We start from the raw sequence: 15,301 nt of genomic DNA on the forward strand, positions 1-15,301 counted from the left end.
CCGCGCTGACCCCGCCCCGCCCCGGCGCCGACCCGACGAAGGACCCCGATGAACCTGCCCGAGCTGGAGGCCCTGGCCGCCGACGCCTACGTCTACGGCTACCCGCTCGTCGCCGGCCTCACCATGGTCGAGCGCTTCGCCAAGGGCGGCCTGGGCACCCTCCCGGCGGCGCCGTTCAACCACTTCAGCCACGCCACCCGGTTGGCCGGCCCCGGCGACCGCTTCGTCTCGGTCAACAACGACACCATCTACTCGATCGCCCAACTGGACCTCTCCGAGGGCCCGCAGGTGCTGCACGTCCCGGACACCGCCGGCGCCTACTACGTGCTGCAGTTCATCGGGGCCTGGACGGACAACGTCGCCTACCTCGGCAGCCGCGCCACCGGCACCGCGGCGCAGACCTGGCTGGTCGTCCCGCCGGACTGGCACGGCACCGCGCCGGACCCGGCCCGGGTGATCGAACTGCCCACCACCGTCGGCACGATCGTCGGCCGGTTCGCCTGCGACGGCCCGGACGACCTGCCCCGGGTCAAGGCCCTCCAGGCCGCGCTCGCCCTGGAGCCGCTGGAGCCCGGCGGCCTGGTCGCCGGAGTCCCCGAGCCCGACCCGGACGTCCCCGAGCGGCTGGCCTTCTTCGAACGCCTGCGGGTGTGGATGCAGGCCTTCCCGCCGGCCACCCCCGACATCGAGTACCAGCGCCGCTTCGCCCCGCTCGGCCTGCTGGACGACGGCGCCTCCCCGTACCGCGCCGCGGCCGCCGAGTGGACCCTCGCACTCGCCAAGGGCCTGGCCGCCGGGCGGGAGCGGGTCGAGGACGCGACCCGCCCGCCCGAGGACCACCCGCTCGGCGAGTGGCGCTCGGCGCTCCACCTCTTCGACTACAACATCGACCACCTGGGCCCCGGCACCCTGGACGACCCCGAGTGGCGCATCCCCGACCGCCGCGCCGCCTACCTCAGCCGGGCCGCCGCCGCCCGGGCCGGCCTGTGGGGCAACCACGCCTACGAGGCCTCGTACGCGATGACCTACGACGACTCCGACGGCCGCCCGCTCACCGGCGCCAACAGCTACACCCTCCGCTTCGAGGAGCCCCCGCCGGCCGAGGCCTTCTGGTCCGTCACGATGTACTCGGTGCCGGACTACTACCTGGTGGAGAACCCGGAGGACCGCTACTCGATCGGCGACCGCACCCCCGGCCTGGTCTACGGCCCGGACGGCTCGCTGACCGTGACCCTCCAGCACGAACCGCCCGAGGACCCGACGGCCGCCGCCAACTGGCTCCCCACCCCGCTCGGCGAGTTCCGCCCGATCATCCGGCTCTACCGCCCGAAGCCGTCGGTCCTGGACGGCAGCTACCAGGTCCCCCCGATCCACCGCCACTGACGCCCCGCCCCCGCCTGCCCCCCGCTCCCACCGCCCGACCCACAGCACGCGGAGTGGGAAGTCGATCCGGCCGACTTCCCACTCCACGCGGCCTTGCGGCCGACCTCCCCGGAGTCCGTCTCCGAATTCCCGCCTGCGGGCCGATGCTCGGGCGCGCCTCCGGTGCACGCACCCCAACGTCGCCGCACCCGTGCCGCGTGGAGCAGGAAGTCGACCCGGCCGACTTCCCACTCCACGCGGCACCGCGGCCCGCCTGCCTAGTGCCCCGTCGCCGCCCCCGTCGGGTGGGGCGAGGCGCCGGCCGTCGGAGACGCCGTGGTCGCGGGTGCGCTGCTCGGCGATCCGGAGGGGGACGGCGGGACTGTCCGGCTCGGCGTGGCGGTGGGCTGGGCCGGGGCCGTCGTCGAAGGCGACGCCGGCGAGGAGGGCGAGGCGGAGGCCGACGAAGGCCCCGAGGGCGCAGGCCCCGAGGAAGGCCCTGCCGAGCTCCCTGCCGAACTCCCCGTCGAGTCCCCCGACGAGGGCTCCGCCGAGGAGGACGCGGTACCGCCCCGGTTCTGCGGTCCGCCCTCCAGGGTGACCACCGCCTGGGAGGGCGGCAGTGCGATCCGGGCGGTCCAGTGGGTGGTGGGCGCGAGGTCCTCGTCCACGGTGACGATCACGGTGATCCGCTGCCCCGGCGCCAGCGTCCCCGAGTCGCGGCTGAGCCGGAGCCAGCCGGCGTCCGTCACCGCGTGCCAGCGGATCTCCGTGGTGCCGGAGTTGGTGAGGGTGAGCACCGTCCGGCTGCCGTACTCCCCGGCCTCGACGGTGAGCAGCCCGGCGGGCGCGGGGTTGCCCGCGCCCGGCGCGGAGGCCTGTTCGACCGCGGGGGCCGGGGCGGCGACCAGGGCGGGGCTGCCGAGCGGGGTCGCGCCGCGGGCCGGCACGGGGACCAGCGGTCCCTGGAGGGTGAGCCGCGGAAAGCCGGGCAGCAACGTTTCTGCACCACTCCCGCCACCTCCGCCACCCGCCCCACTGCCACCCGCACCCGCCAGCTCCAGCCCGGGCATCCCCGCGCCGCCGCCCGCGCCCACCCCGGCCGACCAGGGCGGCCGCTGCCCGGCGTCCGACCCGGCCCCGTCCACCCGCACCGCCGACACCGAGGCCGCCGCCCCCGCCCCGGTGCCGCCCCGGTGCCCGGCCCAGAGCGCCACCACCGGCGCCGCCAGGACGGCCGCGAGGACCCCGGTGGTCACCACCCGCCGACGGACCGCCAGGCTCCGGCCCGCGTCCGGCGCCCGGTGCCGGGGGAAGCCGCCGTGGTCGAAGCGCAGCCCCGGTTCGGCCGCCGCGGTACCCCGCCGCCCCGACACCCCTGCCGCCGGGGGCTGCACCGCGCCGCCCACCGCGGCCGGCGCCGTCAGCAGCGGCAGCCCGGACAGTCCAGACAGCCCGGACAGTCCCGACAGCCCGGACGCGCCCTCCGCCGCCCCGCCGGCGGCCACCCGCTCCGCCGTTCCCCGGCAGGTCGGGCAGTCCACCACGTGCTGCACCAGCTCCCGCCGCAGCGCCGGGCCGAGCACCCAGTCCCGCCAGGACTCGGCCCCGGCCCCGCCCAGCCGGTCCAGCTCGGGGCAGCTACCCACCCCGAGCACCAGCAGCGCCGCCCTGGTCCGGGCCACCTCGGCCTCGGCGGCGGCGAGCAGGGCCCGGGTCCGCTCGAACGGCAGGCCCAGGACGGCCGCCACCTCCAGCGGCGTCAGCCGGTGCCGGACGGAGAGTTCCAGCGCCTCGCGCTGCTCCGGGTCCGTACCGGCCGCCTCCGGCCAGGCGAGCGAGGCCAGCTCGCGCCGCCGCCGGACCGCCTCCGCCCCGGTCGGCTCCGCCCCGGTCGAATCGGCCCCGGGCCCCGCGCCGATCCCGTCCTCCGGCCCGCTGCCGCTCTCCGGCCCGCTGCCGCCCTCCGAACAGGCCCCGTCCGCGAGCCGCCGCAGGCAGCAGTACCGGGCCAGTGAGAAGAGCCAGGCCCGGACCAGTCCGGGCTCGGCCAGCCGGTTGCCGTGCCGCCGGGCCAGTTCGCGGACCTCACGCAGGGCGCCGGCCGCCGCGTCGTGCTCGCACAGCACCGAGAGGCAGTAGGTGAACAGGCCGTCCACCTGCCGGTCGTACGCCGCGAGCACGGCGTCCGCAGCCCCGACGGGCCCAACAGTTCGCGTTGTCACCCGTCCGACGGTAGGAGCAGCGGGCGGTCCGTCCCCGCCGTTCGCCGCGTATGTACTTCTTTCGGGTAACAACATCGCCCATCTGTGTGGGCGCGCGTCCTGTCCGGCGGTGGTCCTCCGCTGTCACACCCAGCCGCTACCGTGGGCCGCATGCCTCCGCGTTCCAAGACCACCGCCAAGCCGCGCCCGGCCTACCGCTGCACCGAGTGCGGCAACCAGCTGCCGAAGTGGGTCGGCCGCTGCCCGGAGTGCAACGCCTGGGGCACGGTCGAGGAGTACGGCGCGGTGCCGATCCGCACCACCGCCGCGGGCCCGGTCAGCGCGCCCGCGCGGCCGATCGCCCAGGTGGACGGCCAGGTCGCGACGGCCCGCTCCACGGGCGTGCCGGAGCTGGACCGGGTGCTCGGCGGCGGCCTGGTGCCCGGCGCGGTGGTGCTGCTGGCCGGCGAGCCCGGTGTCGGCAAGTCCACCCTGCTGCTGGACGTCGCGGCCAAGGCGGCCACCGACCGGCACCGCACGCTCTACGTCACCGGCGAGGAGTCGGCCGGCCAGGTCCGGCTGCGCGCCGACCGGATCAACGCCCTCTCCGAGCACCTCTACCTCGCCGCCGAGCAGGACCTCGGTGCCGTGCTGGGGCACATCGAGGCGGTCAACCCCGGCCTGCTGATCCTGGACTCGGTGCAGACCATCGCCTCCGCCGAGCTGGACGGCGCCCCCGGCGGCCCGGCCCAGGTCCGCGAGGTGGCGGGCGCGCTGATCCGGGCCTCCAAGGAGCGGGGCATGGCCACCCTGCTGGTCGGCCACGTCACCAAGGACGGCCAGATCGCCGGCCCCCGCCTGCTGGAGCACCTGGTGGACGTGGTGCTGAGCTTCGAGGGCGACCGGCACGCCCGGCTGCGGCTCATCCGCGGGGTCAAGAACCGCTACGGCGCCACCGACGAGGTGGGCTGCTTCGAGCTGCACGACGAGGGCATCGTCGGCCTGGCCGACCCGTCCGGCCTCTTCCTGACCAGGCGTGACAAGCCCGTCCCCGGCACCTGCCTCACCGTCACCCTGGAGGGCAAGCGCCCGCTGGTCGCCGAGGTGCAGGCGCTGATGGTGGATTCGCAGATCCCCTCCCCGCGGCGCACCACCTCGGGCCTGGAGTCGCCCCGGATCGCGATGATCCTGGCCGTGGTCGAGCGGCACGGCGGGGTGAAGCTCGGCAAGCAGGACATCTACACCGCGACGGTCGGCGGGGTGAAGCTCACCGAGCCCTCCGCCGACCTCGCGGTCGCGCTCGCGGTGGCCAGCTCCTCCACCGACACCCCGCTGCCCAGCAACCTGGTGGCGATCGGTGAGGTCGGCCTGGCCGGCGAGGTGCGGCGGGTGACGGGTGTGCAGCGCCGGCTGGCCGAGGCGCACCGGCTGGGCTTCACCCACGCCCTGGTCCCGCCGGACCCGGGCAAGGTGCCGCCGGGCATGAAGGTGGTCGAGGTGGCCGACATCGGCGAGGCGCTGCGGGCCATCCCGGGCCGCCGCCGGGCCGCCGCCAAGTCGCGCTCCGAGAGCCGCTCCGAGACCCGCGGTGAGGCCCGTACGGAGGGACGTGGTGAGGCTCCGTCGGCCCCGCCGGCGCCCCGCGCACCCCGGGTCCCGGCGTACCCGGAGGAGCTGATGGACGGCTGGGAGCCGCTCGACTCCGACGAACTGCGCTGACCCAAGCCCTGCCGAAGCCGCACGCAGTTAGACTTTCCCCAGTCTCATTGGCCAGAAGGCAGTACCGGAGCGGTACTGAGCGACAGAGCAACAGACCGCGGACCGGCGCACGGCGCGAGGCGCGCGGCACGGGGTCGACCGGAGGAGTCACGTGGCAGCCAGCGACCGGGGGGCGGACAAGGCCTCCCGTGAGGAGGCCCTGCTGCGGGCCTCCCTCACCGCCATCGCGCCCGGTACCGCGCTTCGTGACGGACTGGAACGGGTCCTGCGGGCCAATACCGGTGGCCTGATCGTGCTGGGCTTCGACAAGACCGTCGAGCCGATCTGCACCGGCGGCTTCGTCCTGGACGTCGAGTTCAGCGCGACCCGCCTGCGCGAGCTGTGCAAGCTCGACGGCGCGGTGGTGCTGGACAAGGACATCACCAAGATCGTCCGGGCCGGCGTCCACCTGATGCCGGACTCCACCATCCCCACCGACGAGACCGGCACCCGCCACCGCACCGCCGAGCGGGTCAACCGGCAGACCGGCTACCCGGTGGTCGCGGTCTCGCACTCGATGCGGCTGATCGCCATGTACGTCAACGGCACCCGCCGGGTGCTGGAGGACTCCACCACCGTCCTCTCCCGCGCCAACCAGGCGCTGGCCACCCTGGAGCGCTACAAGCTGCGCCTGGACGAGGTGGCCGGCACGCTCTCCGCCCTGGAGATCGAGGACCTGGTGACGGTCCGGGACGTCACCGCCGTGGCCCAGCGCCTGGAGATGGTCCGGCTGATCGCCACCGAGATCGCCGGCTACGTGCTGGAGCTCGGCATCGACGGCCGTCTGCTCTCGCTCCAGCTGGACGAGCTGATCGCCGGTGTGGAGCCGGAGCGCGAGCTGGTCGCCCGGGACTACTTCCCGGAGCGCGCCGCCAAGAAGGGCCGCACGGTCACCGAGGTGCTGGCCGACCTGGAGGCGCTCACCCACGCTGAGCTGCTGGACCTGCAGACGGTCGCCAAGGCGCTCGGCTACTCCGGCACGCCGGAGTCCCTGGACTCCGCCGTCTCCCCGCGCGGCTACCGCCTGCTGGCGAAGATCCCGCGCCTGCCCAACACGGTGATAGAGCGCCTGGTCGAGCACTTCGGCGGCCTGCAGAAGCTGCTCGCGGCCAGCATCGACGACCTGCAGACGGTCGAGGGCGTCGGCGAGACCCGGGCCCGCTCGGTCCGCGAGGGCCTGTCCCGCCTTGCCGAATCGTCCATCCTGGAGCGCTACGTCTGACCGGACGCGGACGCGCAGCGGACCACGAACGGTCCCCGGAGAAACGCTTCCTCGGGGGCCGTTCCGCGTCCCCGGACTCCGGACCCCGCGGCGCGGAGCGTCCGACGTGCCGCCGGGCCGACGCACCGACGGGCCGAAGCGCGGAGCCCCCGACCGCTCGGCGGCCGGGGGCTCCGTGGGGACGTGACGGGCGTTCAGCTGTCCAGTCGGATCGAGGTCCGGGCCGACACCTTGTCACCGGAGAGCCCGGTGAGCTCCGCCAGCACCACGTACGTCCCGTTCGCCGGGGCGGTCTGGTCGGCGGTCGCGCACTGCGGCTTGCTGCGGCTGCGGTCCCAGGTGAAGGTCTCGGTCTGGCTGCCGTTCGCCGGGATCTGCACCCAGATGTTGCCCTTGTCGGGCGGGCAGTCGCCGGAGGACCAGACCCGGTCGTTGTTGCTGCCGCTGCTGACCGTGATCACGGAGGCGGTGCGGCCCAGGTCCACCCGGCAGTTGGCGCCGGAGGAGTTCTTGACCGTCAGCGCCAGCTTGGGCTTGTCCTTGGGCTGGTACGAGTTCTGGGTGCCGGCCAGCTCCAGGGCGACCTGCGAGGAGGAGCAGACCGGGAGCGCCATCACCTCGGCGGTGTTCACCGCCGGGGCGCCACCGCCCGCGCCGCCGGCCCCGCCGGGCGCCGGGCTGCCGCCACCGGAACCGCCCGCGCCGCCGGACCCGCCCGAGGTACCGGACCCACCGGTCCCGCCCGAGCCGCCGGTCCCGCCGCCACCCGTGGCGCCGCCGCTGAGGCCGACCTCGCTGCCGCCGCCGCTGGCCACCGGCCCGCCGCCGGAGCCGCCGGCCGGGTGCGCCGCGGGGCCGCTCGGCGAGGCGCCGGGCGTGATCGCCTGAGCGGGCGTCTGGCTCTGGGACGGTACGGGCTGCGCGGCCTTGCTCGACGAGCCGCCGTCACCGCCCCCGCCCTGATCGGTCATCAGCCAGGCGATCAGGGCGACGACCGCCGCGACGGCGACGAGCACGACGACACGCCGACGCCAGTAGATCGAGGCCGGCAGCGGTCCCACGGGTTGACGCAAAGAGGGCACGATCAAACTCTATGGGACTGCGTGTGGCGATTGACTCACCAACACCGCACAGTCGCCCCTTCTTTCACATGATCCGCCATTTGATCCGTTCGAGGGAGTCCTTTCACCCGGATGCCCGGCCGGAAACCGGCGGAAAGCCGGCCGGAGACCCGCTGGAGTCCGGAAGGAGCCCGGGTGGCGACCCGAGCGGAAACCGGGGGAGAACGGTCCGTCCGGAGCCCCCGCATCCGCTTCGATCCGGCTCCGCGGCCGTGGGAGGATCGAAGGGCCATGACTGCCATCACCGCCACCGAAGCCGCCCCCGCGCCGCCACTGCCCCTGCCGCTGCTGCACTCGACCGTCATCGACTGGTACGAGGCCAGCAAGCGCGACCTGCCCTGGCGGACCCCCGACGCGACGCCCTGGGCCGTCATGGTGAGCGAGTTCATGCTCCAGCAGACCCCGGTGAAGCGGGTGCTGCCCGCCTGGCAGGCCTGGACGACCCGCTGGCCCACCCCCGCCGACCTCGCCGCCGAGGCGCCCGGCGAGGCGGTCCGGATGTGGGGCCGGCTGGGCTACCCGCGCCGCGCGCTGCGCCTGCACGCGGCCGCCGTGGCGATCACCGAGGAGCACGGCGGGGAGGTCCCGGACGACCACGCCACGCTGCTCTCGCTGCCCGGGGTGGGGGAGTACACCGCCGCGGCCGTCGCCTCCTTCGCCTTCCGCCAGCGGCACGTGGTGCTGGACACCAACGTCCGCCGGGTCTTCGCCCGCGCGGTGACCGGCGTGGAGTACCCGGCCACCGCCACCACCGCCGCCGAGCGCCGCACCGCGACCGCGCTGCTGCCGGACGACGCCGGGACGGCCGCCACCTGGGCGGTCGGCGTGATGGAGCTGGGAGCCCTGGTCTGCACCGCCCGGGGCCCGGAGTGCGGGGAGTGCCCGCTGTTCACCGTCTGCGCCTGGCAGCGGGCCGGCCGCCCGCCGTACGAGGGCCCGGCCCGGCGCGGCCAGACCTACGAGGGCACCGACCGCCAGGTGCGCGGCAAGCTGCTCGCGGTGCTGCGCGAGGCGCACGGCACCGTCCCGCAGGCCCGGCTGGACGCGGTCTGGCCGGACGCGGTGCAGCGCGCCCGGGCCCTGGACGGCCTGGTCGCCGACGGCCTGGTCGAGCCGGTCGAGCAGGGCGTCTACCGGCTGCCCCAGTAGCCGGCGGCGAGGGCCCCGGACAACGAGGACGGCGCCCCCGGGAGATCCCTTCCCGGGGGCGCCGTCGTCCGTGGGCGGTCGTCAGACGGCCGCCGCCTCCAGCGAGGCCTCGGTCGGCTTCTCGCCCTTGCCGGTGCCGCGCAGCGGCACCTCGCGCAGGAACAGCGCGGCGGCGATGGCGATCACGGCCACCCCGGCGCCCCACAGGAAGACGGTGTGCATGCCGTTGGACACGGCGTGGTGGTAGGCGTCCTGGACGACCTCGGGCAGCTTGCGCAGCTCGGCCGGGCTCACCTGGCCCGGGTCCTTCGCCCCGCCGCCGGCCGAGGCCTGCTCGCCCAGGCGCGAGGTCATGGTGTCCTTCACCCGGTTGTTGAACAGGGCGCCGAACAGCGCGACACCGAAGGAACCGCCGATGGTGCGGAACAGGGTGGCGGTGGAGCTGGCCACGCCCATGTCCTTGAGCTCGACGCTGTTCTGGGCGACCAGCATGGTGATCTGCATCAGGAAGCCCATGCCCGCGCCGAGCACGACCATCCAGCAGGCCGAGGTGAAGCTGCTGGTCCCGACGCCCATGGTGGAGAGCAGGACCATGCCGGCGGTCATCACGACGGTGCCGATGATCGGGAAGATCCGGTACTTGCCGGTCTTGGTGACGGCCTGGCCGACCACCAGCGAGACGACCAGCATGCCGAACATCATCGGCATCAGCAGCAGGCCGGAGTTGGTCGCCGAGGCGCCCTGGACGATCTGCTGGTAGAGCGGCAGGAAGACGGTCGAGCCGAACATCACGAAGCCGACCACGAAGCCGATGATCGAGACCAGGGTGAAGTTCAGGTTCTTGAAGAGGCTCAGCGGGAGCATCGGCTCCTGGGCCCGCTGCTCCACGTAGCAGAAGGCGATCAGCGAGGCGACGGCGAGCGCGGCCAGGCCGAGGATCTCCTTGGAGCCCCAGGCGTACTGCTGGCCGCCCCAGGTGGTGATCAGCACCAGCGAGGTGATGCCCGCGGTGAGCAGCACGGCGCCCGGGTAGTCGATCCGGGCGGTGTTGGTGACCTTCGGCAGCTTGAGGGTGACGACGACCACGGCGAGGGCTATCAGGCCGAGCGGCAGGTTGATGTAGAAGGTCCAGTGCCAGCTCAGGTGGTCGGTGATGAAGCCGCCGACCAGCGGGCCGCCGATGGTGGCGAGGGCCATCACGGCGGCGAACATGCCCTGGTACTTGCCGCGGTCACGCGGCGGGACGAGCGCACCCATGATCGACATGACGCCGACCATCAGGCCGCCGGCGCCGAGGCCCTGCACGGCGCGGAAGCCGATCAGCTCGTTCATGTTCTGGGACAGGCCGGACAGCGCCGAGCCCACCAGGAAGATCACGATCGAGGTCAGGAAGATGCCCTTGCGACCGTAGAGGTCGCCGAGCTTGCCCCAGATCGGGGTGGAGGCGGCGGTGGCCAGGGTGTACGCGGTGACCACCCAGGAGAGGTGCTCGGCGCCGCCGAGGTCGCCGACGATGGTCGGCATCGCGGTTCCGACGATCAGGTTGTCGAGCATGGCCAGCAGCATCGTGACGACCAGGCCGACCATCACGAGGCGGATCTCGCGGGGTGACCGCGGCTGCTCCTCCTCGGTCGCCTTGTCCTCCGGTACCGGGCCGGCGGTCTTGGACTGTGACATGGGGTGGGGTCTCCCGGAGGGGTGTTTCGGACGGGCCTCGCGCCGCGGTGCGGATCACTTACTTGACGCCCGGCTAGTTTATCGATCGTCGGCACGGTAGGCTTTTTACTAGCCGGTCGTCAAGCCAGTTTTAAGACCGAGCGCCTGGGCAGGGAGAATGGGCCCGGGGCGGACGCCACCAAGGGTCCGCAGCCGTCACCGCAGCAACTCACCGCAGTAAGTCACCGCAGTAAGTCACCGCAGCCGTCACCGACGCAGTCAACGAGGCAGGCCATGGGCACTCCGCACAGCCCCCGCAGCGACACGCGGGCTCGCATCATCGAGGTGTCGTTGGAGCTCTTCTCGGAGCAGGGCTACGAGCAGACCTCGCTGCGTGAGATCGCCGACCGACTGGGCGTCACCAAGGCCGCGCTGTACTACCACTTCAAGACCAAGGACGACATCGTCCTGGGCATCGTGGAGCGGATGGCCGCGCCGATCGACGAGATCATCGCGTGGGGCCGGGAGCAGGAGGCCTGGAGCCCGGAGATGCGCGACGAGTTGATCCGGCGCTACGCGGACGGGATGACCGAGCGGGCCCCGCTGCTGCGCTTCTTCCACGAGAACCAGCCCGCGCTGCGGGAGTCCCCGGCCGGGCTGGCGTTCCGGGAGCGCGTGATCACCATGATGCAGCTGGTGCACGGGCCCGACGCCGGGTTCCGCGACCGGCTGCGGGCCACGATGGCGCTGTTCACCGCCCACTCGGCGTTCTTCCTGCTCAAGCAGGACTCCTCCGACTGCGGCGAGACCGAGAACGTGTGGGGCGAGAAGCTGCCGGCCGCGGACCTGGAGGAGGCGCTCGAAGCGGCCCGCGAGGTCGCGCTGGAGATCAGCAGCCGGATCGGCCGGCCCACCACCGGCTGATCACCGCGGCAGGGCGTCCTAGAACGCCGTGACGCCGTGCGCGGAGAGGTAGGCGATCGGGTTGACCACCGCGCCGTAGCGGTTGCTGGTGCGGATCTCGAAGTGCAGGTGCGGCCCGGTCGAGTTGCCGGTGTTCCCGGACAGCCCGACCCGCAGGCCCGCCGGCACCCGGTCGCCGGCCGACACCGAGACCGCCGACAGGTGCGCGTACTGCGCGAAGTGCCCGTCGGCCAGCCGCAGTACGACCTCCTTGCCGTACGCGCCGTCCCAGCCGGCCGAGACCACGGTCGCGTCGCCGACCGCCAGCACCGGCGTGCCGGGGGAGACCGCGAAGTCCACCCCGGTGTGGTACCCGGCGGCGTAGCTGCGGTTGGGCTTCCCGAACGGGTTGCTGGTCGGCGCGTCCGGCGCCGGCGCCGACCAGTCCGGCGCGGGCGCGGGGGCCGGTGCGGCCTCCGGCTGCGCGCCGGGCTGTTCGGCGGGCGCGGGCTCCGCGGCGGCCGGGTCGAGCGGCAGCAGGTTGGGCGCCACGGCCACGAAGGCCTGCGCCGAGGCGGCGTCGTCCGGCAGCTTGTACGGGCTCGGCCCGGCCACCTGCACCAGGCCCGGGTTGGGCACCTCCGCCCGCGGGGCCGTGAAGGCCGAGCTGCCGGGCGTGGTCGGCCGTACGGTCTGCGCCGAGGCGCTGCCCGGAGTGGCGATCAGCAGCACGCCCGCCAGCAGCGCGGCGGCCGCCCCGGCCGAGGCCACCGCGTGGTCGCGCTCGGTCCGCTGCCGGCTGCCCGGCAGGGTGGCGTGCCGGGGGGTCGTGAGCAGCCGCAGCGACGGTACGGCGCGGCTGCGGACGGCCTGGCCGATCCGCGGCTGCCAGACGGCCGCCTGGGCCGTCGCGCGGACGGCGAGCCGGCGCAGGGCCGGCCCCACGGGCGGGACGTTGGACATCGCGGGTCGTACCTCACGGTCGTGCGGGGGCAGCACGGAAACGCCCGGTCGGGCGGTCGGCTGCGCTGGGGAGCACTCAGCTTTAACCGTCACCGAGCGCAGCCCCAAACCCGGCGATGTACTACCCCGTGTAGTCGGCGTGGCGCCGGGGATTCCCACCGAAGGAGTAATGATCATGAGATCGGATCGCCGAGGCCCGACCGGGTCCACGCCGCGGTCCCGCCCCGCCGACTACTAGGCCCGGTCGTACCGCGCCGAACCGCTGTGACCAGCGCCACCCGGTGCGCGCGCTCCCGGGCGGAGCCGGCCGACGGAAAGCGCCGCCTCCGAAGAGCGTCCGGCCGCCGAAAAGCGTCCGGCCCGCCCCCGCGCGGTGGCGGGGGCGGGCCGGACGTGGAGAACTCAGTGCCGCGCGATCACGGCCTGACCGTCAGGACGATCAGTTGTCGACCGGGCGGACCCGGATCCAGGTCTCCAGGTAGTTCGCGGACTCGTTCTCGACCTCGATGCTGGTGCCGGTCTTCGGCACGTCCACACCGGCGTACTGGTCGTCCTTCGACCACCAGGACTTCAGGTCGTTGAACTCGTCGACGCCCTTGGACTTCGGGATGACGGTCTCGACGTCGGCCTTGTGCAGGGTCAGCGCCGGGACGCGGCGCGAACCGAAGGTCGAGTCGAAGCCCTGCATGCGCGGACGCATCAGGGTGCCGTCGGACCACTTGATCGGGGCCGGGTGCGAGTCGACCGGCAGGACCAGGCCGTGGCCCGGGTGGGCGCTGACGTTGTTGTCGGTCTGCGACTCGTCCCAGTACCAGATCAGCAGGCCGGGCTGGTACGAGTAGTGCTCGACCCAGCTGGGCTTGGCGGCCGAACCGAAGTTGTACGGGCCGGTCTTGAGGGTCTGGTCGAACGACACGTACTGCTTGTTCTCCGCGATGTAGTACTGCGCGTAGTCCTTGGTGTACGAGCCGCCGAAGCGGGTGAAGCCGGCGGCGGTCCAGCCGTTGTCGCCGTTCTCCACGTCGTCGCTGAACACGGTGGCACCGTCGGCGACCACGGCGATGTTGTCCGCCGCGAAGCCGCGGTAGTGCAGACCGCCGTCAGTGGTGTTGTGGTAGCGGAACTGGATCTTCTTGCCCGCGTAGGCGTCCAGGTTGAACGACAGGTCGCCCCAGGCGGCGGTGAGGCCGCTGAGGGCCGGGCGGCCGTTCTCCTTCGGGAGGGCGGCGCCGTTCCAGGTGCCGTCCACCACGGTCCAGGTCTTGCCACCGTCGGTGGAGACCTCGCCGAAGGCGTAGTCGAAGTCCGGCTCCAGCTCGTACCAGGCCTTGGCGTTGATGCTGGCCTTGGTCTTGCCGGTCAGGTCGATGTCGCGGGTCAGCGTGACGTTCAGGTTGTCGGCGCTGCCGCTCCACCACTCGTTGTTGCCACCGAAGGGCTTGTTGATGTCGGTGGTGATGCTCTTCTTCGGCAGGTCGACGATGAGCGCCTGCGGAAGGTTGGTGTTGTACTCGACCGGGCCGATGTGGTGCGTCGACTCGGTGCCCGCCTTGGCGCGGTCGACCTTGAGCCAGCCGAGCTGGTACTTGCTCCAGGCGTCGAGGTCGTTCGGCATGTCGCCGATGCTGTCCTTGCCCTCGCCGAGCCAGGAGCCGGAGGACATCAGGGACCAGAAGCCGACCGAGTTGTCGATGCCCTTGCCGGCGGTGTCGTAGAGGTCCGGCAGACCGAGGTCGTGGCCGTACTCGTGCGCGAAGACGCCGAGGCCGCCGTTCTCCGGCTGCATCGTGTAGTCGCCGATCCAGAAGCCGGAGTCACCGACCTGGACGCCGCCGAGCTTGTTGTTGTCCGGGCCGGCCTGGCCGGTCAGGTTGCCGTAGACGTACGAGCGGTGCGCCCACAGGGCCTTGCTGCCCTGCTTGCCGCCACCGGCCGACTTGTCCTCACCGGCGTGCACGATCTGGAAGTGGTCGATGTACCCGTCGGGCTGGTTGAAGTTCCCGTCGTGGTGCGACCCGTAGCGGTCCCACTGGTCGTACGAGGCCAGCGTCGCCTTGACCTGCTCCTTGGTCTGACCCTTCGCCAGCTGGTCCTTGTACCAGATGTCGACGGCGTCGCGGATCAGGTCCTGGGCGCTGGAGCAGACGTTGGAGCCGCAGTAGTCGGAGCCGTAACGGGCCTCGTTCCACGGCACCCGGACCCAGTCCGAGACCACGCCGTCGACCGTGTAGCGGCCCGAGGACTGCTTCTCGTAGAAGGTCTTCAGCGAGGGCTTGTCCTTGGCGAAGTACAGGTCCTGGTAGTGCTGCTGGTTGTAGTCGGCCTGCCAGGCGGTCGAGTTGTTCGTGGCGCGGTCGGGCGCCTCGATCTCGTTGTGCTTGGGGCCGGCCTCGCCGCCGTACTTGACCTTGCCGTCGGCGGTCTTGGTGGTGTTGTCGACCTGGTCGCCGAAGTCGACCAGGATCGTGAAGATCTTGTCCGAGCGCTCACGGGGGAGCTCGACGTACTTGTCCTTGCCGAGCTTCACGCTGGTGCTGCCGTTGTGCTGCTCGACCTGGGCGGTGCCGTTGAGCAGCTGCTCGGTGGCGGCCTTCTTCTCCGCGTCGACCTTGGCGGTCAGCGGGCCCGGGATGTTGTGCTCGGTGTTGACGGACTGGACGGCGTCGGCCGGGTCCTTCGGAACCGGTGCCGAGCCGGCCGCGACGGCGCTGCTCGGGAACAGACCCGCGCCGAGCGTGACTATGACCGCCGCCGCGGTGGTGACCGCTGCGGCTCTCCTGGTGGTCTTCAACGTTGTGACGCCCTCCCCGACCGAGCTGACTCTTGGCCAAGGCCCGGTAAACCAATATGAAAGACAGGTGGACGTCATTTGACCGAAGTGGAGCTGGAAAAGATAGACCTTGACCCTGACATGGCCACGGCGCTATGCTCGCCGATTTCATGTCAGCTGACGGCCGGTCAGA

The 15,301-nt window shown here is 72.8% G+C and carries 10 protein-coding genes; 5 read left to right on the forward strand and 5 right to left on the reverse strand.

Annotation, left to right across the window (positions count from 1 at the left end; all coding sequences use genetic code 11):
* Nucleotides 1–48: 48 nt before the first annotated feature.
* Nucleotides 49–1,383, forward strand: coding sequence for a DUF1254 domain-containing protein (locus ACFC1T_RS00410; protein WP_375881652.1), 1,335 nt, complete (start codon nt 49–51; stop codon nt 1,381–1,383).
* Between the two features lie 257 nt (nt 1,384–1,640).
* Here ACFC1T_RS00410 and ACFC1T_RS00415 read toward each other — a convergent pair whose 3' ends face one another.
* Nucleotides 1,641–3,587 carry a hypothetical protein gene (locus tag ACFC1T_RS00415; RefSeq protein ID WP_375881655.1) on the reverse strand — a complete coding sequence of 649 codons (1,947 nt, stop codon included), beginning with the start codon at nt 3,585–3,587 and terminating at the stop codon, nt 1,641–1,643.
* A gap of 150 nt (nt 3,588–3,737) precedes the next feature.
* Between ACFC1T_RS00415 and radA the strand changes: the two genes are divergently transcribed.
* Nucleotides 3,738–5,285 (forward strand): DNA repair protein RadA, encoded by a 1,548-nt coding sequence (radA, locus tag ACFC1T_RS00420; protein WP_375881658.1) that lies wholly within the window; start codon nt 3,738–3,740, stop codon nt 5,283–5,285.
* 202 nt (nt 5,286–5,487) lie between these two features.
* Nucleotides 5,488–6,546, forward strand: a complete 1,059-nt coding sequence (disA, locus tag ACFC1T_RS00425) for a DNA integrity scanning diadenylate cyclase DisA (protein ID WP_350507754.1) — start codon at nt 5,488–5,490, stop codon at nt 6,544–6,546.
* Between the two features lie 194 nt (nt 6,547–6,740).
* On the opposite strand, the gene ACFC1T_RS00430 is transcribed toward disA, so the two are convergent.
* On the reverse strand, nt 6,741–7,607 hold the full coding sequence (locus ACFC1T_RS00430) for a hypothetical protein (protein ID WP_375881660.1): 867 nt from the start codon (nt 7,605–7,607) through the stop codon (nt 6,741–6,743).
* 291 nt (nt 7,608–7,898) lie between these two features.
* Here ACFC1T_RS00430 and ACFC1T_RS00435 point away from each other — a divergent pair, with 291 nt between their 5' ends.
* Nucleotides 7,899–8,816, forward strand: a complete 918-nt coding sequence (locus ACFC1T_RS00435) for an A/G-specific adenine glycosylase (RefSeq protein WP_375881662.1) — start codon at nt 7,899–7,901, stop codon at nt 8,814–8,816.
* 81 nt (nt 8,817–8,897) lie between these two features.
* Here ACFC1T_RS00435 and ACFC1T_RS00440 read toward each other — a convergent pair whose 3' ends face one another.
* Nucleotides 8,898–10,493, reverse strand: a complete 1,596-nt coding sequence (locus tag ACFC1T_RS00440; protein WP_375881664.1) for an MDR family MFS transporter — start codon at nt 10,491–10,493, stop codon at nt 8,898–8,900.
* Between the two features lie 273 nt (nt 10,494–10,766).
* Between ACFC1T_RS00440 and ACFC1T_RS00445 the strand changes: the two genes are divergently transcribed.
* Nucleotides 10,767–11,396: a TetR/AcrR family transcriptional regulator gene (locus ACFC1T_RS00445; protein ID WP_375881666.1), complete on the forward strand. Its 630-nt coding sequence runs from the start codon at nt 10,767–10,769 to the stop codon at nt 11,394–11,396.
* A gap of 18 nt (nt 11,397–11,414) precedes the next feature.
* On the opposite strand, the gene ACFC1T_RS00450 is transcribed toward ACFC1T_RS00445, so the two are convergent.
* Both ACFC1T_RS00450 and ACFC1T_RS00455 read right to left on the reverse strand, forming a co-directional pair.
* Complete coding sequence (locus tag ACFC1T_RS00450) at nt 11,415–12,338, reverse strand: M23 family metallopeptidase (protein WP_375881669.1); 924 nt, start codon at nt 12,336–12,338, stop codon at nt 11,415–11,417.
* Between the two features lie 439 nt (nt 12,339–12,777).
* Nucleotides 12,778–15,129, reverse strand: coding sequence for an immune inhibitor A domain-containing protein (locus ACFC1T_RS00455; RefSeq protein WP_375881672.1), 2,352 nt, complete (start codon nt 15,127–15,129; stop codon nt 12,778–12,780).
* Nucleotides 15,130–15,301: the final 172 nt, after the last annotated feature.

This window comes from Kitasatospora sp. NPDC056076 (genome assembly GCF_042266305.1).
Lineage (GTDB): Bacteria > Actinomycetota > Actinomycetes > Streptomycetales > Streptomycetaceae > Kitasatospora.

Coding starts and splice junctions, on each gene's coding strand:
- ACFC1T_RS00410 (WP_375881652.1), top strand. CDS start 49: ATGAACCTGCCCGAGCTGGAGGCCCTGGCCGCCGACGCCTACGTCTAC.
- radA (WP_375881658.1), top strand. CDS start 3,738: ATGCCTCCGCGTTCCAAGACCACCGCCAAGCCGCGCCCGGCCTACCGC.
- ACFC1T_RS00435 (WP_375881662.1), top strand. CDS start 7,899: ATGACTGCCATCACCGCCACCGAAGCCGCCCCCGCGCCGCCACTGCCC.
- ACFC1T_RS00440 (WP_375881664.1), bottom strand. CDS start 10,493: ATGTCACAGTCCAAGACCGCCGGCCCGGTACCGGAGGACAAGGCGACC.
- ACFC1T_RS00445 (WP_375881666.1), top strand. CDS start 10,767: ATGGGCACTCCGCACAGCCCCCGCAGCGACACGCGGGCTCGCATCATC.
- ACFC1T_RS00450 (WP_375881669.1), bottom strand. CDS start 12,338: ATGTCCAACGTCCCGCCCGTGGGGCCGGCCCTGCGCCGGCTCGCCGTC.